The sequence below is a fragment of the Curtobacterium sp. MR_MD2014 genome, from assembly GCF_000772085.1.
GTDB lineage: Bacteria > Actinomycetota > Actinomycetes > Actinomycetales > Microbacteriaceae > Curtobacterium.
Map to the genome: position 1 here is coordinate 1,065,860 of NZ_CP009755.1, position 15,204 is coordinate 1,081,063.

Here is a 15,204-nt window from a genome sequence, read left to right on the forward strand (position 1 = left end):
CGTGTCCGCCTGAGCGAGACTCGCCCGCTGGCGCGGCGCCGGCGCGCAGCGGTCAGGCGCCGCGGGCGAGCCGGGCGGCAGCGTCGACCAGGCGCGCGGTCGCCGGGTGTTCCGGCGCGCCGAGCACGCGTTCCGCGGGGCCCTGCTCGACGACGCGGCCGTCGTGCACCACGAGCACCTCGTCCGCCATCCGCCGGACGGCGCGCAGGTCGTGCGACACGAACACCATCGCCACGCCGGTCTCGTCGCGCAGTCGTTCGAGCAGCGTGAGCACCGCGTCCTGCACGGTCGCGTCGAGTGCCGTCACCGGTTCGTCGAGCACCACCACCTCGGGCGACGTCGCCAGCGCCCGGGCGATCGCCAGTCGTTGCCGCTGTCCGCCGGAGAGCGTGCGCGGGGCGCGTGACCGCAGCTCGGGGTCGAGTCCCACCTGACGGAGTGCAGCGTCGACCGGGTCGGCCAGACCACCCCGCGCCCGCCGCTCCTGCCCGCGGGACAGGGCGTCCGCGAGCACCCGTCCGACGCTCCACCGCTCGTCGAAGGTCGCCCCGGGGTCCTGCACGACGGCCGCCACCCGGTGCCGACGAGCCCGGCGCTCGCGCTCGGGCAGGGGCACCCACGGGTCGCCGTCGAGCGTGACGGTGCCGGCGTCCGGCGTCTCGAGTCCGAGCAGCATCCGCGCCACCGTCGTCTTGCCCGACCCGGAGGCGCCGATCACACCCGTCACGCGACCCGGTCGCACGGTGATCGACACGTCCTGCACGGCGGGCACCCCGTCGAAGGAACGGGTCAGTCCGGAGCCCTCGACGAGCGGGGCCGACGGCGCACCGGGGCCGGGCACCGGTCCCACGGCCCGGCGTGTGTCCGCCCGTGCCGCCCGCACCAGGGCTGCGGTCGCCGGGTGCTGCGGTGCTGCGAAGACCTCGGCGACCGGTCCGTGCTCGACCACCGTCCCCTCGTCGACGACGAGCACCCGGTCCGCCCACCCGGCGACGAGCCCGAGGTCGTGCGTGATGACCAGCAGCCCGGCGCCGCGGTCCTGCACGGCCCGGAGCTGCTCCATCACGGTGACGGCCACGGCGGCGTCGAGGGCGGTCGTCGGTTCGTCCGCCACCACGAGCGCGGGGGAGGCCACGGTCGCCGCCGCGATCAGCGCGCGCTGTCGCATGCCTCCGGAGAGCGTGCCGGAGCGCCGGCCGTCGGTCGCCATCGCGGGGTCGAGCCCCACGCCCGCCAGTGCGGCGCGCACGGCATCGACCCGTTCTGCTGCGCGCAGGTCGGTGTGCAGGCGCAGGGCGTCGGCGACCTCGCGGCCGACGGGGCGGAGGGGGTCGAGTGCGCCGAGGGCCTCCTGGCCGACGTAGCCGACGGTGCTCCCGCGGAGCCGACGCCAGCGCCGCTCGGCGAGCCCGCGCACGTCGGAGCCGACGAGGTCGAGGCGGTCGGCGGTGACCGCGGCACCCGCTGCGGAGAGCCCGAGCACCGCCCGGGCGGTCACGGTCTTGCCGGAGCCGGACGCCCCGACCAGGGCGACGCACTCACCGGCGTCGACGTGCAGGTCGACGCCGTGCACCACCGTCGCGCCGTCGATCGACACCGCGAGCCCGCGGACGTCGAGCACGCGGGCCCCCACCGGCCGTGCTGCACCGGTCCGTCCCGCGACGTCGTCGGGCCCCCGCTCGGAGCCCCTCACCGCACGGCCCCCGTCCGCCGCACCGCACGGCCGAGCACCGTCACCGCGGTCGCCAGCACCACGATGGCGAGGCCCGGGAAGGTGCTCATCCACGGCGCGGTCAGCAGGTAGGTGCGGCCGTCCGCGAGCATCGCACCCCACTCCGGCGCGGGCGGCGGGGTCCCGACCCCGAGGTAGCTGAGCGCCGACGCCCACACGACCGCCTGGCCGACCCCGAGCGTGGCGACGGCGACGACGGGCCAGAGTGCCGCGGGCAGGACGTGCCGGAACACGATCCGGCCGGGGGAGCGGCCCTGCAGCACGGCGGTCTCGACCACCTGCGACGACCGCGCACTCCGGACCAGGCCGCGGACGATCCGGGCGTACCCGGGCGCCGTGGCGAACCCCACCGCCAGGGTCGCGGGCACCGGTCCGGGGCCGGTGACCGCGATGACGACGAGCGCGACGAGCAGCAGCGGCAGCGCGAACGCCACCTCGGTGACCCGGCCGACGACCGCGTCCACGATCCGACCACCGAGTCCGGCGAGCGTGCCGAGCAGGATCCCGGTGAGACCGCCGACGAGCGTCGCGGCGACCCCGACCACGAGTGACGCCCGTGTCCCCGCGACCACGCGCGCGAGCACGTCGCGTCCGGACTCGTCGGTGCCGAAGGGGTGCGCCGGTCCGGGTGGCGTCAGGGCGTCGGCGGGGTGCACCGCGAGCGGGTCGCCGCCGCCGAGCAGCGCCGGCCAGACCGCCGCCAGCACCGCGATCGCGACGACGACCGCCGCGACCGAGCCCGCCGGGCCGAGCGTCCCCCCACGGAACCGCTCGGACCGTCGGGCCCGCCCCTCGGACGCACCGGCCGGGAGGCCCGGGTCGAGCACCCCGCTCACCGTGCGTCCACCCCGCCCTGCGTGCGCACGCGCACTCGCCCCACGCGACCGGCCGGGCGTCGGTCGCGGGTCCGCGGGTCCACCGCCCGCTCGACCAGGTCCGCGACCGCCAGCACGACGACGTACGCCGCGGCGGACACGAGGGCGATCCCGGCCACCAGGGGCATGTCCCGCTGGGTGACCGCGGTGACCAGGGCACGACCGATCCCGGGCAGCGCGAAGACCGACTCGACGACCACGGCACCGGAGACCAGCGAGCCGAAGGCCCACGCGGACAGGGCGATCCCGGGGAGCGCCGCGTGCCGGAGCAGGTGACGACCGAACAGTCCGACGCGGGTCTCCCCGCGGCCGCGGGCTGCGAGGGCGAACGCGGAGCGCTGGGCGTCGACCACGCCGTCGCGGACCGTCTCGGCGAGGTACCCCGCGACCGGCACGGCGACGGTGAGCACGGGCAGGACCCAACCGCGCAGGCTGCCGTCCGACACCGCCGGCACCCACCCGAGTGCGCTCGCGAAGACCACGATGAGCACGCTGCCGAGCCAGAAGTGCGGCAGGACGCTCGCCGTCACGGTGATCGCGCCGGTCAGGGCCGCGGCGATCCGCCCGCGCTGCGTCGACCACCACGCGGCGCCGATCGCCAGGACCCAGGCGACGACGAGTCCGGTGACCGCGAGCGTCAGCGTCACGGGGACCTGCTGCGCGAGGAGCTCGGACACGGGCGTGCGGAACGCGTACGAGTCGCCGAGGTGCCCGGTCGCCAGGCGCCCGAGGAACACCGCGTACTGCACGAGCACCGGCCGGTCGAGGCCGTACTCGCGGCGGACCGCCTCGACCGCCTCCGCCGAGGCCTGGGACCCGGGGCCACCGAGGATCGCCAGCGCCGGGTCACCAGGGATCAACCGGATCGCGACGAAGACGATCGTGGCGACCGCCCAGAGCACCCCGGTGCCGCCGGCCGCACGGCGGAGACCCCACAGGACCCACGCCGACCACCCGCGACGGGTGCCGGTGCGTGGCGGACGCGGGGCGGGCCTCCCGGCCGGCTCGCCCGTCAGCGCGCGATCCACGCGGTGCCGAACCACGGGGTGGAGACCGACGTGGTCTCGATGCCGTGGACGGCGGAGCGGTACAGGAAGTGGTTCTGCTGGTCGTAGAGCGGCAGGACGGTGCCGCTCGCCAGGATCCGCTGCTGCGCCTGGCGGTACAGGTCGCCGCGCTCGTCGGCGTCCGACGTGCGTGCCGCACGCTCCAGCAGGTCGTCGACCGTCGGGTCGTCGAGCTGCGCGAGGTTCGCGAAGTAGCCCGACGGTGCGGGCTCGATGCTCGCGCTGTCGTACAGGATGCGGAGGACGTCCGGGCCGACCTTGGTGTACGGAGCGCTGACGACGTCGTACTCGTTCGCGGCGAGGGCGGCGTACCAGCTGGAGAGGTCGAGCTCCTCGAGCCGCACGTCGAACCCGACCGCCTTCTCGGAGGCCTGGACCTGCTGGAACAGGCTGCGCTCCGCGGGCACCGACTGGTTCGTCGACACCGGGAAGGTGACGGTGAGCCGCTGCCCGTCCTTCTCGCGGACGCCGTCGCTGCCGACCTTCCAACCGGCCTCGTCGAGCAGGCGTCCGGCCGTCTTCGGGGAGTACTCGAACAGCGCCGGATCGGAGTACCCGTCGGGCTCGACGCTCGACAGCACCGAGTACGAGCGCTTCGCGGTGCCGAGGAACAGGCTCTGCAGGCCCGGGTCGATCTCGGCGCCGGCGATGAAGGCCTTCCGGACCGCCTCGTCGCGGAACACCCCGTGCCCGGAGTTCAGTTCGAGGCGGTTCGAGGCGCCGGGGCGCGGGGCGTCGAGGTCGCGGATCGCGCCCTTCGTCGAGGCACTCTTGAGCTGGTCGGGCTGGGCGTTGTCGATGACGTCGACCTGACCGGCCTGCAGTGCGGCGTAGCGCGAGGTCGAGTCGGGCAGGAAGCGCCACGTGATGCCGTCGAGGCGGGGCGCCGTCGAACCGGTGAGCGGCGTGTACCCGTCGTTCTTCGTCAGCGTGATGCGATCGCCCCGCTGCCACTCCGTGACGCTGAACGGGCCGGTGCCGACGGGGGATGCGCAGTTCGTCGCCTGCGGCCGCTGCAGGGCCTTCGGCGACTCCATGCCGACCCAGGGCTGCGAGAACGACTCGAGCAGTGCGCTGTCCGGGCGGCTCAGGGTCAGCGTGACGGTGTGGTCGTCGGTCGCCGTGGCCTTCGTGATCGACTGCAGGGCGAGGTAGCCCGTGCTCGACGCCGTCGTCGGGTCCTGCACGTGCTCGATGTTCGCGACGACGGCGGCCGCGTCGAACGGGGTGCCGTCGGAGAACGACACGTCCGTGCGCAGGTCGAGCGTCAGGGTCTTCCCGTCGTCGCTCGTCGTCCACCCGGTCGCGAGGGCCGGCGTCGGCTTCCCCGCCCGGTCGAGCCCGGTGAGCATCTCGATGTACTGCGTCGACAGCAGGGCCTGCGGGTAGTTGCCGCCGACGTGCGGGTCGAGGCAGGTCGGCTCGGCGTCGCCGGAGGCGTACGTGAGCGTCCCGCCGCTGACCGGCGTGCCGGCGTCGGTGGCGGTGCCGCCGCCGGTGCAGGCGGTCAGGGCCAGCAGGACCGCGGTGGCTCCCGCGGCGGTGAGGAGAGCGCGGGCGCGTGTTTTCTGTACTCGGTCCAAGATCATGGCTGCACGAGTCTAGCGGTTTACTGGCGGCATGGACGAGACGATGCGCCGCGGTGGCCGCCCCCGACGCTCGAGTGCCGAGGTCCTCGCCGACGCGGCTGCCGAGCTGTTCCTCGAGCAGGGGTACGCGCGGACGACCGTCGACCAGATCGCGGCCCGGGCCGGGGTGAGCCGAGCGACGTTCTTCAACTACTTCGGGGCGAAGTCGGACGTGCTCTGGCTGGAGCTCGACGCCGCGGTGGCCGACCTGCCCGCGTTCCTCACCGCCTCGACGGAGTCCTCGCCCGTGCGCGCCGTGGAGCAGGCCGTGCTCGCCGCGGCGCGGGCGCACGACCCGGACCGGGTGCCGTGGGCGATCGCCCAGGCCGAGGTGATGGACATCGGCACCGAGCTCGTCGCCAGTGTGGCGGCGCGGGTGATGGCACAGCACGGGGCGGTCTCGGCGTTCGTCGGCTCGCGGACGGGGGAGCACCCGACGTCCCTGTGGCCGCAGACCGTGTCCGGGGCGATGCTCGGGGCCGCGGCGGCGGCGTTCGGGGTGTGGGTCGCCGACGGTGTCGCCCGCAGGTCCCTCGTCGAGTACGTCGGCGCGGCGCTGACCCCGGTCGCGGCAGGCCTCGACGCGCGCTGAGGCGACGGGCGCTACTCGGTTCTTAGCGTCCCGGCACCGCCGGCCGCGACGTCCTCCACCGTGCCGTCGCGCACGATCCCCGGGACGTCGCCGTCCCCTCGGGCTGCGAGCGACGCGTCGCCCGGGATGCTCAGGGTGAGGACGGCCTCCTCGATGTACTGGCTCTCCTCGAGCGACGCCTCGACCCGACGGAGCCGGACCGCGACGTGGTCCTCGAGCTCGTTGCCGGTCAGGTCGACCGCCGCCACCAGGAACACCCGGGACGGTCCGACGAACTCCAGGTGCAGGTAGGTGACGCGCTCCACCTCGTCGCGACGGAGCAGCTCGGTGAGCACGGCGTCCTCGAGCTCGGGGGACGTCGCCTCGCCGACCAGGAACCGGCGGTTGCGCTCGATGAGGACGATCGCGACGACCCCGAGCAGGAGTCCGACCGCGATGGAGCCGATCGCGTCGAACACCGCGAGGCCGGTGAGCTGGTGCAGCAGCACGCCGAGGAACGCGATCACGAGGCCGACCAGCGCCGCGGCGTCCTCGGCGAAGACCGCCCGGAGCGTGGGGTTCGACGACTGCAGCACGTGGCGGAGCACCGGGACGCGGCGCTTCGTGGCGGCTCCGTGTGCCTGGCGGTAGGCCTGCAGGAAGCTCGTGCCCTCGAGGACGAACGCGATGCCGAGCACGACGTAGTTGAGCACGACGTCCTCGGCCGGACCGGTCTCGCCGAGCTCGGTGATGCCGTGCCAGATCGACACGACGGCACCCGCGGTGAAGAGGCCGAACGCGGCGAACATCGACCAGATGTAGGTCTCGCGGCCGTACCCCAGCGGGTGCTTCCGGTCTCGCTTCTTCGCGCCGCGTCGTTCGGCGACGAGCAGGAAGATCTCGTTGCCCGTGTCGGCCCACGAGTGCGCGGCCTCCGCGGTCATCGACGCTGAACCCGAGATCAGGGAGGCGACGGTCTTGGCGATGGCGACGAGCAGGTTGGCGGCGAAGGCGATGACGACGGTGAGCAGGGACTCCGGACGGTCCTGCTTCTCGGACGAGGGCATCGCTCCAGCATGCTCCGACTCTTGTAGACTCGTCCCACCAGGCGTCGAACCGGCCATCACCGGTGAGCCTCCGGAAGAACGCGGCAGCACCACCGCCGTCAGTAGACCCGGGCGGACCGGACCGCACCCCATCCGGCGAACGAGCGGTCGGTCGCAGCGCGAGCAGCGTCCGGCAAGCGAGGTGGTACCGCGGAGCACGCTCCGTCCTCGTGGAGACGAACCGAACCCACAGGAGCAGCTCGTGGCCTACCCCCTCAACGTCCCCACCGACGGTGTCGTCCCGTCCCCGTCCTTCCCCGCCGTCGAGCAGGGCATCCTCGCCTTCTGGAAGGGCGACGACACGTTCCGGGCGTCGATCGACCAGCGCGAGGGCTGCACGGAGTGGACGTTCTACGACGGCCCGCCCTTCGCGAACGGCCTGCCGCACTACGGTCACCTGCTGACCGGCTACGCGAAGGACGTCTTCCCGCGGTACCAGACCATGCGCGGCAAGCAGGTGCACCGCCGCTTCGGGTGGGACACCCACGGGCTGCCCGCCGAGCTCGAGGCCATGCGGCAGCTCGGGATCACCGAGAAGCACGAGATCGACGACATGGGCGTCGACGTCTTCAACGCCGCGGCCAAGCAGTCCGTGCTGCAGTACACCGACGAGTGGCAGGCGTACGTCACCCGTCAGGCGCGCTGGGTCGACTTCGAGGACGACTACAAGACCCTCGACGTCACCTTCATGGAGAGCGTCCTGTGGGCGTGGAAGCAGCTCTGGGACAAGGGCCTGGCGTACGAGGGCTTCCGCGTCCTGCCGTACTGCTGGAACGACCAGACGCCGCTCTCGAACCACGAGCTGCGCATGGACGACGACGTCTACAAGATGCGCCAGGACCAGTCGGTCACGGTGTCGTTCCCGCTGCAGGGCGCCCGCGCCGCTGCACTCGACCTGACCGGGGTCCGCGCACTCGCCTGGACGACGACCCCCTGGACCCTGCCGACGAACGCGGCGCTCGCGGTCGGTCCGGACATCGCCTACGCGGTCGTGCCGGCCGGGCCGGGAGGCGCGGCTGACGGTGGCGACGCCGGCTCGGCTCGGTACCTCCTGGCTTCGGACACCGTGGCCGCCCACGCGAAGGAGCTCGGCTACGAGAGCGCGGACGACGCGCTCGCCGCCGTGCTCCGCACGGTCGTCGGCGCCGAGCTCGACGGCGTCGAGTACGAGCGCCTGTTCGACTTCCTCGCGGAGGCCGAGGGCTACGAGCACGCGTGGCGCATCCTCGTCGCCGAGTACGTCGAGACGGGTGAAGGCACCGGCATCGTGCACCAGGCCCCGGCGTACGGCGCCGACGACCAGGAGGTCTGCGCGGCCGCCGGCATCCCCGTGGTGCTGTCCCTCGACGAGGGCGGACTCTTCACGGCGCAGTTCGGCGACGTCGCCGGCATGCTCTGGTCGGACGCCAACAAGCCGCTGACGAAGGCCGTGCGCGAGGCGGGGCGACTGCTCCGCCAGGCCTCGTACGAGCACAGCTACCCGCACTGCTGGCGCTGCCGCAAGCCGCTCATCTACAAGGCGGTCTCGTCGTGGTTCGTCCGCGTCACCGAGTTCCGCGACCGCATGGGCGAGCTCAACCAGGACATCAACTGGGTGCCGGACAACGTCAAGGACGGTCAGTTCGGCAAGTGGGTCGGCAACGCGATCGACTGGTCGGTGTCCCGCAACCGGTACTTCGGCACGCCGATCCCGGTCTGGGTGTCGGACGACCCGGCGTACCCGCGCCAGGACGTCTACGGCTCGCTCGAGGAGCTCGAGCGCGACTTCGGTCGCCTGCCGCTGAACGCGGACGGCGAGGTCGACCTGCACCGTCCGTTCATCGACGAGCTGACCCGGCCGAACCCCGACGACCCGACCGGGCAGTCGACCATGCGCCGCATCTCCGACGTGTTCGACGTCTGGTTCGACTCCGGCTCGATGCCGTACGCGCAGGTGCACTACCCGTTCGAGAACCGCGAGTGGTTCGAGGAGCACAGCCCCGCGGACTTCATCGTCGAGTACATCGGGCAGACCCGCGGCTGGTTCTACGTCATGCACGCGCTGTCGACCGCGCTGTTCGACCGCCCGGCCTTCCGGAACGTGATCAGCCACGGCATCGTGCTCGGCTCGGACGGCCAGAAGATGTCGAAGTCGCTCCGCAACTACCCGGACGTCTCCGAGGTGTTCGACCGCGACGGCGCCGACGCGATGCGCTGGTTCCTCATGTCGTCGTCGGTCATCCGCGGCGGCAACCTCGTCGTGACCGAGGAGGGCATCCGCCAGGGTGTCCGCGAGTTCCTGCTGCCGCTCTGGTCGACGTACTACTTCTTCACCCTCTACGCGAACGCCTCCGGCGACACCGGCTACCAGGCCTCGCGCAGCACGGCGAGCACCGACGTGCTCGACCGGTACCTGCTCGCGAAGACCCGGGTGCTCGTCGCGGACGTGACCACGCACCTCGACGCGCTCGACACCCCGCTCGCGGCCCAGGCCGTCCGGGACTTCGCCGACGTGCTGACCAACTGGTACGTCCGTCGGTCGCGCGACAAGTTCTGGCTCGGTGCGGAGTCCTCACCCGAGGCCCGCGCGGCGTTCGACACGCTGTACACCGTGCTCGAGACGCTCACCCGCGTCGCCGCCCCGCTCGCGCCGCTCGTCACGGAGGAGGTCTGGAAGGGCCTGACCGGCGGGCGCAGCGTGCACCTCGAGGACTTCCCGTCCGCCGACGAGTTCCCGGCCGACGACGCCCTGGTCGCCGCGATGGACCGCGTGCGCGACGTCGCGTCGAAGGGGCTCGCGCTCCGCAAGGCGACCGGCCGCCGTGTCCGTCTGCCCCTCGCGACCCTGACGCTGGTCGTGCCGGACCCGGCAGCGATCGAACCGTTCGCGGACATCCTGCGTGACGAGCTCAACGTGAAGCGCGTCGTGCTCGAGCAGCAGGAGGAGTCCTCGCTCGGCCGCTACGGCATCGAGCGGAAGCTCACCGTCAACGCCCGCGCCGCTGGCCCCCGGATCGGCAAGCAGGTGCAGCAGGTGATCCCGGCCGCCAAGAAGGGTGACTGGGTCGCGACCGAGTCCGGCGTGACGGTCGGCGGCGTCGACCTCGTCGAGGGCGAGTACACGCTCGACCTCACCGTCGCGGACGACTCCGTCGCGGTGGCGTTCCTCGACGGCGGCGGCTTCGCGGTGCTCGACACCGTGACGACCCCCGAGCTCGAGGCCGAGGGGCTCGCCCGTGACGTCGTCCGCGCCGTGCAGCAGGCCCGCCGCGACGCCGACCTCGACGTCAGCGACCGCATCGTCCTGACGCTCCGGGTCTCCGAGGACGCCGAGGACGCGATCCGCACGCACGAGCAGCTCATCGCGGGGGAGACCCTCGCGACGAGCGTCGAGGTGACCACGACGACGTTCGCTCCCGGCGAGGGCTCGGACGTCGGCGACGGTGCGAAGGTGTCCGTGGAGGTGGCACGCGCATGAGCGACAGCGAGCAGTACGACGACGACCACGACGGCATCGAGGACCTCGGTCCGCTCGACGACACGGCCGGGGTCCGCATCCCGGTCGGACCGTCCGGCGAGCAGGCCCCGACGGACGCGCTGCCGTACGGCGGCGACGACGACGAGGTGCAGCGCGTCGAAGCCGCCCTGTACGCCCGGATCGGCGAGCAGGCACCCGAACGTCGGTTGACCGCCACCCGACGGGCCGTCGAGCTCCTCGGCGACCCGCACCTGGCGTACCCGGTCATCCACGTCACCGGCACGAACGGCAAGACGTCGACCGCGCGCATGGCGGAGAGCATCGTCCGCGCCCACGGGCTGCGCACCGGCCTCATGACGAGTCCGCACCTCGTGTCGATCCGGGAGCGCATCGTCATCGACGGCGAGCCGATCGCGGCCGACCGGTTCGTGGAGAACTGGGACGACATCACCCCGATCCTGGCGATGACGGACCAGGAGCTCACCGACAAGGGCGAGCAGCCGCTGACCTTCTTCGAGGCGTTGACCGTCCTGGCCCTGGCGTGCTTCGCCGAGGCACCGGTCGACGTCGCCGTCATCGAGGTCGGCATGGGCGGCGAGTGGGACTCCACCAACGTGGTGCAGAGCCAGGTGCAGGTGATCACCCCGGTGGCGATCGACCACGCCAAGCAGCTCGGGTCGACCGTCGCCGAGATCGCGCGCACCAAGTCCGGCATCATCAAGCCGTCGTCGTCGGTCGTGTCGAGCGCGCAGACGCCGGAGGCACTCGCCGAACTGCAGCGCGCGGCCGAGCTCACCGAGTCGACGCTCGCCGTCGAGGGCACCGGGTTCTCCGTCGTGTCCGACACCCCGGCCGTCGGCGGGCAGCTCGTCACCGTGCAGGGCATCGCCGGGCGCTACGACGACCTGTTCGTCCCGCTCTTCGGCCAGCACCAGGCGCACAACGCCGCCGTCGCCATCGCCGCGGTCGAGTCGTTCCTCGGGCGGGGCTCGCAGGCCCTCGACGAGGACGTCCTGTCCGAGGGCCTCGCGAACGCGACCAGCCCCGGCCGGCTGCAGCCGATCGCGCAGGAGCCCACCGTCGTGGTCGACGCCGCGCACAACCCGCACGGGGCGCGCGCCCTGGCCGAGGCGCTGCCGGTCGCGTTCCCGTCCGAGCACGTCGTCGGCGTCGTCGGGATCCTCGGCGACAAGGACGCCCGCGGCTTCGTCCGGGCGCTCAAGGACACGGTCCAGACCTTCGTCGTCACGCAGCCGCCGGGGGACCGTGCACTCGACGCGGACGCGTTCGCCCGCATCGTCGTGGCCGAGGTGGGCGAGGACCGCGTGGTCGTCGAACCCGCGCTCGAGCAGGCACTGCAGGAAGCGCGCGACCTGGCGGAGGAGGCGGACGCCGAGGACGCCCTCGTGCTCGTCGCCGGCTCCATCGTCATGGTGGGGAAGGTCATGGACCTGGTCCACGCGGAGAGCGGGACGAAGTGACGGACGCACCACGGGCCTCCCGGCCGGGTCGACAGCCGCGCGTGCGGAAGCCGCGCCCGCAGCGCGGTGCCCGCGAGAGCCTCCTCGCGATCACCCTCGGACTCGAGGCCGTGATGTTCTTCTTCCCGATGCTCGTCGTCTACGGGAAGGGCACGCTGCCGCCGCTCGCGGCGTTCGGTGGCGGCATCCTGGCGATCATCGTCCTCGCAGCTGCCTCACGCCTGACGGGCAAGCGCGCCGGTGTATGGTTCGGGTGGCTGCTGCAGGCGGCCATCCTCGCCACCGGCTTCATCGAGCCGTTCATGTTCGCGGTCGGCGCGGTGTTCCTGGCGCTGTGGGTGTTCTGCTTCGTCAAGGGCGGTCAGCTCGACCGGCAGAACGCCGCGTTCCGGGCCGCTCAGGCCGAGGACTGACCACCACCGAACCACAGGAGAACTGCGTGTCCGATCTCGAAGAGACCCTCGTCCTCGTCAAGCCCGACGGCGTCGCCCGCCAGCTCACCGGAGAGGTCCTCCGTCGCATCGAGACCAAGGGCTACGAGATCGTCGACCTCAAGATGGTCACGGCGTCGCGTGAGCTCCTCGACCAGCACTACGAGGAGCACCAGGGCAAGCCGTTCTTCGAGCCGCTCGTCGAGTTCATGCAGTCCGGCCCGGTCGTCGCCGTGCGCGTCGCCGGCAACGGTGTGATCGCGGGCTTCCGCTCGCTCGCCGGCACCACGGACCCGACCTCGGCCGCCCCGGGGACCATCCGTGGCGACCTCGGTCGCGACTGGGGCCTCAAGGTGCAGCAGAACCTCGTGCACGGCTCGGACTCCCCGGAGTCGGCCGCCCGCGAGCTTGCCCTCTGGTTCGCCTGATCGACCGAAGCGGAGCACAGACGCGATGACGAACAACGACCGTCCCACGAAGAACGAGCGTCGCCAGCACGCCCGTGAGGTCGCCCGCCAGCGGGCCGACGCCGAGAAGCGCCGCAAGCGCCGCAACAAGTGGTTCCTGCAGGGCGGCATCGGCCTGGGCATCGTGGCCGTCGCGGCGATCATCGCGATCGTCGTGGTGAACGTGAACAGCGGGGGCACCACCTCCGCCGCCGGCCCGAAGAACATGGTCACCGGTGGCATCCAGTTCACCGGCGGCGACGGCAAGATCACCCCCGTCACGACCGGAGCGGTCTCGGCGGACGGCACCCCGTCCCCGGTCGCCACGGCCGACAGCGACGGCAAGGTCAAGGTCGTCGAGTACGTCGACTGGGCCTGCCCGGTCTGCAAGCAGTTCGAGGGCGCCTACGCCGACCAGATCACCGACTTCGTGAAGAACGGTCAGGCGACGCTCGAGATCCACCCGGTGTCGATCCTCGACCGCAGCTACCTCGGCTCGCGCTACGCCAGCCGTGCCGCGAACGCCGCGATGTGCGTCGCGAACTACGCGCCGGACAAGTTCCTCGACGTGCAGACGCAGTTCTTCGAGAAGCAGCCGGAGGAGGGCACGAAGGGCCTGACCAACGCCGAGATCGCCGACCTGGTGAAGGCCGGCGGGGCCACCGGCTCCGACGTGTCCGAGTGCCTGTCGAACGAGACGTACAAGGGCTGGGTCACGAAGATCACGAACCAGGTCACCTCGGACCCGGCGGTCGCCGGTCCCCAGGGCTTCGGCACGCCGACGATCCTGGTGAACGGGCAGCGTGTGAGCACCCTCACCGACGTCGTCCCGACCATCGAGGCCGCCGCGAAGTAGTCGGCCCCGCCGCACTCGGCCCCGCGCTCCCGATCCGGGAGCGCGGGGCCGATCGCTGTCCCCGGGGTGCCTGGGGCGCGGGCGCGCGACGCAGAGCCTGAGGCGCGGGGAGGCGCCTGGGGTGCGGGGAGGTGCGGTGCGGCGCCGGGGGCGCGCGGCGGCGTGCGCACCTGGTCGATCCGGGCGTACCGAGCGGAACCGGGAGTACCTGGCGCTTCGGTTGCACCAGGAATGCCCGAAAGCGCCTTGCATCGCAGGTGTCATGGGAAGGATCGGGCGTCCGGGCCTGGCCGGGTCGGCGGATCACGGGCCGAGGCAGCACGCTCGCCGGTGCGGGACGATCCGCTCGCACACCGGAGGAGCGAGGAGCACGTGTCGTCCGGACGCTGCGCGAGCGATCAGGACCGATCCGACGGCCCTCCCGAGCGGGCAGGACACGCCGCTGGCGATCCGGGCGAGGGCACGATCCGTCGCCGGAGAACGTCGAGCGTGACGGATCTGGCCCGCTCGAGGGACCGGGACGGGGGCATCGCAACGGTCCGGTGGCGTCAGGACGACCGGGACGTGCACCGAGCAGCGGCCCGGCAGCGTCAGGCGGACCGGGACGCCGTCACGAGCGCGGCGTCAGAACGGGAGCGTCGTGAGCACGCGGGGGAACACGATGAGGATGCTGACCACGATCACGGCGTAGTTCGCCAGCACGAGCGCCCACGAGTAGGGCAGCAGCGAGCGCCCGACCCGCTGGAGCCCGGCGCCGAAGCGTCCCTGCGCCGCGTTCCAGGTCGTGAAGATCCAGAACATCGGGATCGTCACGGTCCACACCAGCAGGCACCAGGGGCACAGGTAGCCGATGACCCAGACGGTCTGCGTGAAGAGCCAGGTGACGAACACCCACGCCAGGAACACCCCGGCGTTGAACAGCACCCAGAACCAGCGGTGACCGTTCCGCATCCCGGCGAGCAGCATCACCCCGACGGCGATCGGGGCGACGAAGCCCATCACGCCGAGGAGCGGGTTCGGGAACCCGAACAGGGAGCCCTGCCAGCTCGTCATCACCTGCGAGCAGTTCACGAACGGGCTGACGTCGCAGCTGAGTGCCTTCGACGGGTTCTCGTACTTCGCGAACTCGTCCAGCACCAGGTTGAACGCGGCGAAGAGGCCGACTGCTCCGGTGACGATGAGGAAGACCGCCATCGCGACCGGGCGGCGGGGCGTGGTTGCGCTCGTGCTCACGGCGTCATCATCGCATGCCCGTTCCGGACCTTTCCTGGCACCTCGTGCGACAATGACAGCAGTCGCGCGGCCGATCCGTGCGGCGAGAGAGCTTTCCGGGCGCAGCCCGGACGATCAGGCGCGGTGAGAGCGCGCCGTGACCGGGACTCGCGTCACATCCGATGCCGAGCCGGTCGGGCCGGGTGTCCGACACGGAACGACACCGGACCGCACGCCGGGACGACGAACACCGGTCACGAGAACGAACGCGGGGGCGTGGACGCCACCCGTGACAACCACAGAATTCCCGCCGTCCGTCAGGACGCGAGTGGGGCCGAGGAG

Annotated in this window: 12 protein-coding genes; 6 read left to right on the forward strand and 6 right to left on the reverse strand. The window is 72.4% G+C overall.

Features of this window, described 5'->3' with window-relative positions; translation table 11 throughout:
• Window positions 1–52 precede the first annotated feature (52 nt).
• The 4 genes from NI26_RS04935 to NI26_RS04950 all read right to left on the reverse strand — a co-directional run bounded on the left by NI26_RS04935 (window position 53) and on the right by NI26_RS04950 (window position 5,263).
• The gene (locus tag NI26_RS04935; RefSeq protein ID WP_066657929.1) at window positions 53–1,621 is read right to left on the reverse strand and encodes an ATP-binding cassette domain-containing protein; all 1,569 of its coding nucleotides are present in this window, start codon (window positions 1,619–1,621) and stop codon (window positions 53–55) included.
• A gap of 68 nt (window positions 1,622–1,689) precedes the next feature.
• A complete protein-coding gene (locus tag NI26_RS04940) occupies window positions 1,690–2,559 on the reverse strand; it encodes an ABC transporter permease (protein ID WP_235426522.1) in 870 nt (289 codons plus the stop codon).
• A gap of 5 nt (window positions 2,560–2,564) precedes the next feature.
• Window positions 2,565–3,635 (reverse strand): ABC transporter permease, encoded by a 1,071-nt coding sequence (locus tag NI26_RS04945; RefSeq protein WP_326998616.1) that lies wholly within the window; start codon window positions 3,633–3,635, stop codon window positions 2,565–2,567.
• Window positions 3,620–5,263, reverse strand: a complete 1,644-nt coding sequence (locus NI26_RS04950) for an ABC transporter substrate-binding protein (RefSeq protein WP_081984734.1) — start codon at window positions 5,261–5,263, stop codon at window positions 3,620–3,622. Before NI26_RS04950 ends, NI26_RS04945 begins: the two co-directional genes overlap by 16 nt.
• A 31-nt stretch (window positions 5,264–5,294) precedes the next feature.
• On the opposite strand from NI26_RS04950, the gene NI26_RS16455 reads away from it, so the two are divergent.
• Complete coding sequence (locus NI26_RS16455; protein WP_066653145.1) at window positions 5,295–5,894, forward strand: TetR/AcrR family transcriptional regulator; 600 nt, start codon at window positions 5,295–5,297, stop codon at window positions 5,892–5,894.
• An 11-nt stretch (window positions 5,895–5,905) separates the two neighbouring features.
• Here NI26_RS16455 and NI26_RS04960 read toward each other — a convergent pair whose 3' ends face one another.
• A complete protein-coding gene (locus NI26_RS04960; protein WP_066653147.1) occupies window positions 5,906–6,940 on the reverse strand; it encodes a cation diffusion facilitator family transporter in 1,035 nt (344 codons plus the stop codon).
• Window positions 6,941–7,181: 241 nt separating this feature from the next.
• Here NI26_RS04960 and ileS point away from each other — a divergent pair, with 241 nt between their 5' ends.
• Genes ileS through NI26_RS04985 form a run of 5 tightly spaced genes read left to right on the forward strand, consistent with a single transcriptional unit; the run spans window position 7,182 to window position 13,650 of the window.
• Window positions 7,182–10,436, forward strand: coding sequence for an isoleucine--tRNA ligase (gene ileS, locus NI26_RS04965; RefSeq protein WP_066653149.1), 3,255 nt, complete (start codon window positions 7,182–7,184; stop codon window positions 10,434–10,436).
• The gene (locus NI26_RS04970; RefSeq protein ID WP_081984736.1) at window positions 10,433–11,917 is read left to right on the forward strand and encodes a bifunctional folylpolyglutamate synthase/dihydrofolate synthase; all 1,485 of its coding nucleotides are present in this window, start codon (window positions 10,433–10,435) and stop codon (window positions 11,915–11,917) included. Before ileS ends, NI26_RS04970 begins: the two co-directional genes overlap by 4 nt.
• A gap of 41 nt (window positions 11,918–11,958) precedes the next feature.
• Entirely contained in the window at window positions 11,959–12,330 is a 372-nt protein-coding gene (locus tag NI26_RS04975) for a DUF4233 domain-containing protein (protein WP_066653151.1), read from the forward strand.
• A gap of 26 nt (window positions 12,331–12,356) precedes the next feature.
• On the forward strand, window positions 12,357–12,776 hold the full coding sequence (ndk, locus tag NI26_RS04980) for a nucleoside-diphosphate kinase (RefSeq protein WP_058728426.1): 420 nt from the start codon (window positions 12,357–12,359) through the stop codon (window positions 12,774–12,776).
• Between the two features lie 25 nt (window positions 12,777–12,801).
• On the forward strand, window positions 12,802–13,650 hold the full coding sequence (locus tag NI26_RS04985; protein WP_058728427.1) for a DsbA family protein: 849 nt from the start codon (window positions 12,802–12,804) through the stop codon (window positions 13,648–13,650).
• A gap of 624 nt (window positions 13,651–14,274) precedes the next feature.
• Here NI26_RS04985 and NI26_RS04990 read toward each other — a convergent pair.
• A complete protein-coding gene (locus tag NI26_RS04990) occupies window positions 14,275–14,883 on the reverse strand; it encodes a vitamin K epoxide reductase family protein (protein WP_235426523.1) in 609 nt (202 codons plus the stop codon).
• Window positions 14,884–15,204: the final 321 nt, after the last annotated feature.

Coding starts and splice junctions, on each gene's coding strand:
- NI26_RS04950 (WP_081984734.1), bottom strand. CDS start 5,263: ATGATCTTGGACCGAGTACAGAAAACACGCGCCCGCGCTCTCCTCACC.
- NI26_RS16455 (WP_066653145.1), top strand. CDS start 5,295: ATGGACGAGACGATGCGCCGCGGTGGCCGCCCCCGACGCTCGAGTGCC.
- NI26_RS04960 (WP_066653147.1), bottom strand. CDS start 6,940: ATGCCCTCGTCCGAGAAGCAGGACCGTCCGGAGTCCCTGCTCACCGTC.
- NI26_RS04970 (WP_081984736.1), top strand. CDS start 10,433: ATGAGCGACAGCGAGCAGTACGACGACGACCACGACGGCATCGAGGAC.
- NI26_RS04985 (WP_058728427.1), top strand. CDS start 12,802: ATGACGAACAACGACCGTCCCACGAAGAACGAGCGTCGCCAGCACGCC.